Annotated in this window: 7 protein-coding genes; 6 read left to right on the top strand and 1 reads right to left on the bottom strand. The window is 71.1% G+C overall.

Going from position 1 to position 7,228, the window contains the following annotated elements:
* Nucleotides 1–1,035, top strand: a 1,035-nt coding sequence (locus FFS15_RS17165) for an SDR family oxidoreductase (RefSeq protein ID WP_212743183.1), incomplete at its 5' end; no start/stop codon positions are given.
* Between the two features lie 35 nt (nucleotides 1,036–1,070).
* Here FFS15_RS17165 and FFS15_RS17160 read toward each other — a convergent pair.
* Nucleotides 1,071–2,216, bottom strand: a complete 1,146-nt coding sequence (locus tag FFS15_RS17160) for a glycosyltransferase family 2 protein (protein ID WP_137846268.1) — start codon at nucleotides 2,214–2,216, stop codon at nucleotides 1,071–1,073.
* Nucleotides 2,217–2,342: 126 nt separating this feature from the next.
* On the opposite strand from FFS15_RS17160, the gene FFS15_RS17155 reads away from it, so the two are divergent.
* From FFS15_RS17155 to FFS15_RS17135, 5 genes are all read left to right on the top strand, one after another.
* Complete coding sequence (locus FFS15_RS17155) at nucleotides 2,343–3,779, top strand: M1 family metallopeptidase (RefSeq protein WP_137846267.1); 1,437 nt, start codon at nucleotides 2,343–2,345, stop codon at nucleotides 3,777–3,779.
* A gap of 62 nt (nucleotides 3,780–3,841) precedes the next feature.
* Nucleotides 3,842–4,099, top strand: coding sequence for a glutaredoxin domain-containing protein (locus FFS15_RS17150; protein ID WP_137846266.1), 258 nt, complete (start codon nucleotides 3,842–3,844; stop codon nucleotides 4,097–4,099).
* A gap of 32 nt (nucleotides 4,100–4,131) precedes the next feature.
* Nucleotides 4,132–4,992 (top strand): tryptophan 2,3-dioxygenase, encoded by an 861-nt coding sequence (kynA, locus tag FFS15_RS17145; RefSeq protein ID WP_249354179.1) that lies wholly within the window; start codon nucleotides 4,132–4,134, stop codon nucleotides 4,990–4,992.
* A 1-nt stretch (nucleotide 4,993) separates the two neighbouring features.
* Nucleotides 4,994–5,974 carry a hypothetical protein gene (locus FFS15_RS17140; RefSeq protein WP_137846265.1) on the top strand — a complete coding sequence of 327 codons (981 nt, stop codon included), beginning with the start codon at nucleotides 4,994–4,996 and terminating at the stop codon, nucleotides 5,972–5,974.
* The gene (locus FFS15_RS17135; protein WP_137846264.1) at nucleotides 5,961–7,202 is read left to right on the top strand and encodes an aminotransferase class V-fold PLP-dependent enzyme; all 1,242 of its coding nucleotides are present in this window, start codon (nucleotides 5,961–5,963) and stop codon (nucleotides 7,200–7,202) included. Before FFS15_RS17140 ends, FFS15_RS17135 begins: the two co-directional genes overlap by 14 nt.
* Nucleotides 7,203–7,228 lie beyond the last annotated feature (26 nt).

Raw genomic sequence — 7,228 nt, 5'->3', positions numbered from 1 at the left:
CCCCACACCCCAAGGAGCGATCTCGTGACGGATGCCGCGTCCCCCGCCCCGCGCCCTCCCTCGCACGCGGGTCCGCCCACGCGCTGGAGCATCGACCTGCCCGACCTCGCGGGTCGCCGGGCGCTCGTCACCGGCGCGAGCGACGGCGTCGGCGTCGAGATCGCCCGTACGCTCGCTTCTGCGGGCTCGCACGTCGTGATGCCGGTGCGCAACCGTGGGAAGGGCGAGAGGGCCATCGACGACATCGTGCGCGACATCCCGTCGGCGCAGCTCGAGCTGCGCGATCTCGACCTCGCGTCGTTCACATCGGTCCGCGCGCTCGTGCGCGGGCTCGCCGACGAGGCTCGTCCCCTCGACATCGTGGTGCTCAACGCCGGCGTGGTGCGCATCGGCGATCCGGAGCGTCACCTCACCGAGGACGGCGGCGAGCTGCACATGCAGACGAACGCGCTCGCACATGCCGCGCTGCTCGCGGGGATCGTGCCGGTGCTGCGGGGCCACGGCGCGCGCGTCGCGGTGCAGTGCAGCCTCGCCGCGAACCACGGGCGGGTGCCGTGGGACGACGTCGCCTTCGAGCACGGCTATCGCCCGATGCGGGCGTATGCGGCATCCAAGATGCTGCTGGGGCTCGCGGCACGCGAGTTCGCGCGGCGCAGCGCCCACGGTGCGTGGGGCATCCGCACCGTGCTCTGCCACCCCGGCGTCGCCCTCACCAACATCGCGCCGGCCGAGATGCGCGAGAGCCCGCGGTGGGCGGCGCGCGTCGGCCGCAGCCTCATGGACCGGGGCGTCTTCGGGCAGAGCGCGGCAGATGCCGCCCTCCCCGCCCTCATGGCGGTCACCGCCGACGACCTCACCGACGAGGACCTGGTCGTGCCGGGCGGGCTCGGAGAGCTCCGCGGCCGCCCCCGACCGCGCCGGCTCTACCGGCGCCTCGCCGACCCCACGGCCGGCGCCCGCGCGTGGGCGCTCGTCGAGCAGATGACCGGCGCGCGCCTGCCCGACGACGCCGGCGCCTCAGCCGCGCGCGCCTGAACGAACCGCGGCGCAGGCCGCGGCATCCGCTCGCCCTACAGCTCTCCGGGCGACATCGCCTGCGCGTCGAGCTCTTCGACGAAGCGCCGGGCACGGCTGGGCTCGACACCGGCGCGACGGGGCGCGTAGACGACGAGCGAGTGGAAGACGAACCGCACGAAGAACGCGATCACGAGCGTCACGCCCGCCGCGACCACCGCGGAGAAGTGCCACGTCTCGACCAGGAGCGCGATGACGGGGATCCGCACGAGCGCCTCGGCGTTGTTGAACGTGAACGACTTCGCGAAGCGCAGCCAGCCGCCCGAGGCCGCATCGCGCATGTCGTTGAAGACGAAGCGCTCCTGCAGCAGGAAGTTGCCGATGATCGTCGTCTCGGCCGCCACGATCGCCGCCGCGATGTATCCGACACCCATCTGCGTGAGAGCCCACATGATCGCGAGGTTGACGATCGCGCCGAGTCCGCCGATGACCGCGAACAGCGACATCTTTCCGAAGCGGAGAGCTGTGAGCTGCGAGACGAAGTTGAGGCCCTGGCGCACCGAGGCCTTCGACTCGCCGGCATGGCGGCCCGCGAACGCGAACGGCACCTCGGCGACGCGCAGGTTCTTGCGCGCGAGGATCTCGAGCAGGATCTTGAAGCCGCGGGGTTTGAGCGTCGCCATATCGATCGCGCGACGGTCGAGGATGAAGTACCCCGTCATGGGGTCGGACACCTCGCGCAGCCGGATCGGGAACATGGCCTTCGTCAGCGCCGTCGCGATCTTCGACACGAGCACGCGCGTGCGGTCGGCGAGCCCGTGGGCCGTGCCGCCGCCGGCGTAGCGCGATGCGACCACAACGTCGACGTCGCCGCGCTCGAAGCGCTCGACGAGCGCGGGGATCTCCTCGGGCGGATGCTGCAGGTCGCCGTCGATCACGAGACACGCATCCGACTCGGCGAGCGCGAAGCCCTCCACGACCGCTCCGCCGAGGCCGCCGCTGCGCGCAGAGCGGTGCAGCAGGCGAACGGGGAGGGGAGCGGATGCCGAGACCTCGCGGATCACGTCGGGGGTGGTGTCGGTGCTGTCGTCGACGAAGATGATCTCGGCATCCATCCCCGACGTCGCCGCCGAGACACGGCGGACGAGCTCCGCGACGTTGGGAGCCTCGTTGAAGGTGGGGACGATGATGGACAGCTGCACTGGGTCCATCGTCGCATGCGCACAACCAGGGGCGAACTCCGATGTGAGTCACGCCATCGACATCCGGCCGCAACACGGCCAGGCTAGCGTCAACAGCATTCGCTCGAATGCACCCGGGGAGACGCCATGCCCGCACGCCCGTTCCGTCGTTCCGCACTCATCGCCTCAGCACTGGTGGTGACGGCCACGCTCATCGGATCGGGTGCCGCCGTCGCCGCGCCCGGCTCGCCCGGTACGCCCCGCTACGGGCCTGGCGCCGACGGGGTGGGTGACCCGTACTTCCCGCTCGCGGGCAACGGCGGCATCGACGTCGTCCACTACGACCTCGACCTCGACTACACGCCGCCGCTGCTGCCCGATCCGGCGCCGCTCGAGGGCGCCCTCGCCGGCGTCGCGACGATCGACCTGGTCGCGACCGCCGACCTCGACCGCTTCAACCTGGACCTCCGCGGCCTCACCGCGAGCTCCGTCGTCGTCAACGGCAAGCCGATGGCGTTCGCGCAGACCGAGAACGAGCTCGTCATCGCACCGCGCCCGAAGCTCAAGACCGGCCAGTCGGCTACCGTGATCGTCACCTACGGCGGCACGACCACCGTTCCCCTCGACATCGAGGGCTACCCCTACGGCTGGGTCACCACCTACGACGGCGCGATGGTCGTCAGCGAGCCCGAGGGCTCGGCGACGTGGTTCCCGGTCAACGATCACCCGACCGACAAGTCCACATACTCATTCGCCATCACGGTGCCGGCGCCCGCCGTCGCCGTCGCGAACGGACTGCTCGTGGGATCCGAGACCGTCGACGGCAAGACGACGTGGTGGTGGGACGCGCCCGATCCGATGGCTGCCTACCTCGCCACCGCGACCGTCGGCAACTTCCGGCTCGAGACCGACGCCCCAGCCGGCGAGACGCCGATCATCAACGCGATCGATGTCACCCGCACCCCCAACCAGTACGTGAACCTCGCGCGCACGCGCGCCATGCTCGCGTTCTTCGAGGCGCGCTACGGCGAGTACCCGTTCGTCGCCTACGGCGCGATCGTCGACAACGACAGCGTGGGCTACGCGCTCGAGACCCAGACGCGCTCGTTCTTCTCGGGGAGCGCGAGCGAAGGAACGATCGCCCACGAGCTCGCCCACCAGTGGATGGGCAACCACGTCAGCCCCGGCCGCTGGGCCGACATCTGGCTGAACGAGGGATGGGCGACCTACTCGACGTGGATGTGGAATGAGGAGCGCAGCATCCGGACCGTCGCAGCCCAGTTCGCCATCGTCATGAACCGCGCCGCCACCACGCCGACCTGGAACACTGTGCTCGCCGATCCCGGTCCGACGGGGCTCTTCGGCGCGGCGGTCTACGACCGTGGGGCGGCCCTGCTGCACGCGCTCCGGCTCGAGATCGGCGACGAGGCGTTCTTCGACCTCGCGAAGACCTGGGTGCAGGAGTACGGCGGCGGCACCGCGACGACGGCCGACTTCGCGGCGCTGTCGGAGGAGATCTCGGGGCACGACCTCGAGGCGTTCTTCACGGCGTGGGCGTACACGCCGGGCAAGCCCGCGCTCTGATGTGACGGATGCCGGCTGCCGCGTGCGGCCGGCGTCCAGGATGGTGCTGGAAGAATGGCCGGATGACTTCTTCCAGCACCATCACCATGTTCGGCGCCGATTGGTGCCGTGACTGCGTCCGCACCAAGTCGCAGCTCGACTCGCTCGGCGTCTCGTACACGTACGTCGACCTCGCTGCCGACCCCGACGCCGCAGACGTCGCGCGCGAGATCTCGGGCCGCACCAACATCCCCGTCGTGGTCTACCCCGACTCGTCGCACCACGTCGAGCCGACCAACGCCGACGTCGAGACGAAGCTGCGCGAGCTCTCGATCATCTGACGCCACCGCTCCTCGCTCATTAGGCTGAGCCTGTGAGCGATGGCGTCGAACGCAACACCCGCGCGATCGAGGGGTCGGTGGTCACCGACTTCGCCGACCGCATGAGCTACGGCGGCTACCTCGATCTCGACACGCTGCTCGCGGCCCAGCGGCCGCTGAGCGACCCCGAGCACCACGACGAGCTGCTGTTCATCATCCAGCACCAGACCACAGAGCTGTGGCTGAAGCTGGTGCTGCACGAGCTGTCGGCCGCTTGCCGGCTGCTGCGCGAGGACCAGCTCGCCCCGGCGCTCAAGTGCATCGCGCGGGTCAAGCACATCCAGAAGACCCTCACCGAGCAGTGGTCGGTGCTGGCGACCCTCACCCCCGCCGAATACGTGCAGTTCCGCGGCGTGCTGGGCAACGCGAGCGGCTTCCAGTCCGCGCAGTACCGGGCGGTCGAGTTCACGCTCGGCAACAAGAACGCCGGCATGGTGCGCGTCTTCGAGTCCGATCCGGCGGCTCGCGCGCTCGTCACGGGCGCGTTGGAGGCCCCGAGTCTGTACGACGAGTTCCTCCGGATGCTGGCCCGCTCGGGGTATGCGATCCCGGCCGAGATCCTCGATCGGGATGTGACGCAGGCCTGGACGTTCACGCCCGAGCTCGTTCCGATCTTCACCGAGATCTACGCGGATCCGGGCGCCCATTGGGCCGCGTACGAGACGTGCGAAGAGCTCGTGGACCTCGAGGACAACTTCCAGCTGTGGCGCTTCCGCCACCTCAAGACCGTCGAGCGCATCATCGGCTTCAAGACCGGCACCGGCGGCTCGAGCGGCGTGCCGTTCCTGCAGCGGGCGCTGCAGCTCACCTTCTTCCCCGAGCTGTTCGCCGTGCGCACCGAGATCGGCCGCTGACGTGCACGCCGACCCCTTCGCGCTGCGTGAACTCCTCGGGCCGTCCGCGGCCCTCTGCCGGCGAGCGCTCACCGGCGAGCAGGGCGTCTCGCTCCCGGCGTTCACCGATCACCACGTCCACCTGCACCTGATCGACGGATCCGCCCTGCCCGCCGGCGGCATCGCCGCGGTGGTCGACCTCGGCGGCGACCCGGTCGCACTCGCGCGCAGTGAGCACGACGGCATCCCCCGCGTCTCATATGCCGGCGCCTTCCTCACCGTCCCCGGCGGCTATCCGTCGGGTCGGTCGTGGGCGCCGCCCGAGACGGTGCGCGAGGTGAACGACCCGTCGACGCATCCGGGCGTGCCGGGCGGTGCGGCGACGGCGGTCGACGAACAGGCCTCGTTCGGGGCGTCGGTGGTGAAGGTGGTGCTCCACGCGGACACGGGACGAACGATGGATGCCGCAACCCTCGCCGCGATCGTCTCGAGTGCGCGCGAACGGGGTCTGCCTGTCGTGGCCCACGTCGAGGGCACAGGCACGGCGCGGATGGCAGTGGATGCCGCCGTCGACGTGCTCGCCCACACGCCGTTCAGCGAGGAGCTGAGCCCGCGCCTCATCGGCCGTGCGATCAACGACGGGCAGCGGTGGATCTCGACGCTCGACATCCACCGCGACGACGCGGCCGCGGCCGCGATCGCCCGCACCAACCTCTCGATCTTCGCCGCGGCCGGGGGCACCGTGCTCTACGGGACCGATCTCGGCAACGGCGACCTGCCCCTCGGCGTCGATGTGCGCGAGCTCGAAGCACTCGAGGCCGCCGGCATCCGCGGGGGTGCGCTCATCCAGACGCTGACCGTCCCGTGGCCCGCCGCCGACGCACTCGGGGGCGTGGCGACGTTCATCGCCGGCGATCCGCCTGCCGGGTCCGCCGACGTCGCACGTTGGCTCGGTGGCGCGACCGTCGTGCCCATCGAGGAGCTCATCCATGACGACCACTGACACGGATGCCGAGGCGAAAGCCCTCGACGCCGCCGATCCCCTGCGCGGCTTCCGCGACCGCTTCGTCGGCGCCGAGTCATCGCTCGTGTACTTCGACGGCAATTCGCTCGGGCGCCCGCCGCGCGCGAGCGTCGACCGGCTCGCCGCGTTCGTGACCGACGCGTGGGGCGGGCGCCTCATCCGCGGCTGGGACGAATCGTGGATGGACCTGCCCTTCGCGATCGGCGACGAGATCGGCCGCACGGCGATCGGCGCGGCATCGGGGCAGACCGTGATCGGCGACTCGACCACCGTGCTGCTGTACAAGCTGATCCGCGCGGCGTTCGACGCGCAGCACGCCGCCGACCCCGAGCGCGTCGAGATCGTCGTCGACCGCGACAACTTCCCCACCGACCGCTATCTGGTCGACGGCATCGCGCGCGAGCGCGGCGGCTCGGTGCGCTGGATCGACGTCGACCTCACGGCCGGCGTCACCGCCGAGGCGCTCGAGGCTGCGGTCGGCCCGCGGACCGCTGTGGTGGTCCTCTCGCACGTCGCCTACCGGTCGGGGTTCCTCGCCGATGCCCCGGCGCTCACCCGGATCGCCCACGACGCCGGCGCGCTGATCCTCTGGGACCTCTGTCACTCCGCGGGCTCGGTGCCCGTCGAGGCCGATGCGTGGGAGTTCGACCTCGCGGTGGGCTGCACGTACAAGTACCTCAACGGCGGCCCGGGCTCGCCCGCGTTCGCCTACGTCGCAACGCGTCACCAGCGGGCCCTCGCCCAGCCGATCCAGGGCTGGATGGGCTCGGCCGACGTCTTCGCGATGGGCCCCGACTACCGACCCGCCGACGGCATGCGCCGGTTCCTCTCGGGCACGCCGCCGATCGTCGGCATGCTCGCGATGCAGGACACGCTCGCGATGATCGCGGATGCCGGCATCGACGCCATCCGCGTCAAGTCGATCGCGCTGACGGAGTTCGCCGTGCGCGTCGCCGATGCCGAACTGACCCCGCTCGGGGTCAGTGTCGCGTCGCCGCGCGACTCGGCGTGGCGGGGCGGTCATGTGACGCTGTCGCACCCCGCCATGCGCGAGGTGACCGCGCGGCTGTGGTCGGGCGACGTCATCCCCGACTACCGCGACCCGGGGGGCCTCCGGATCGGCCTGTCACCGCTGTCGACGAGCTTCGGCGAGACGCTCGCGGGGCTCCGCTCGGTGCGCGACGCCGTCGCGGCTCTCGCGCGCTGAGAGGCCGTCGCCCGGCGACTGTCCAC

Source organism: Microbacterium sp. 2FI, from assembly GCF_005502885.1.
GTDB lineage: Bacteria > Actinomycetota > Actinomycetes > Actinomycetales > Microbacteriaceae > Microbacterium.
This window is presented reverse-complemented; position numbering and strand designations above follow the sequence as displayed.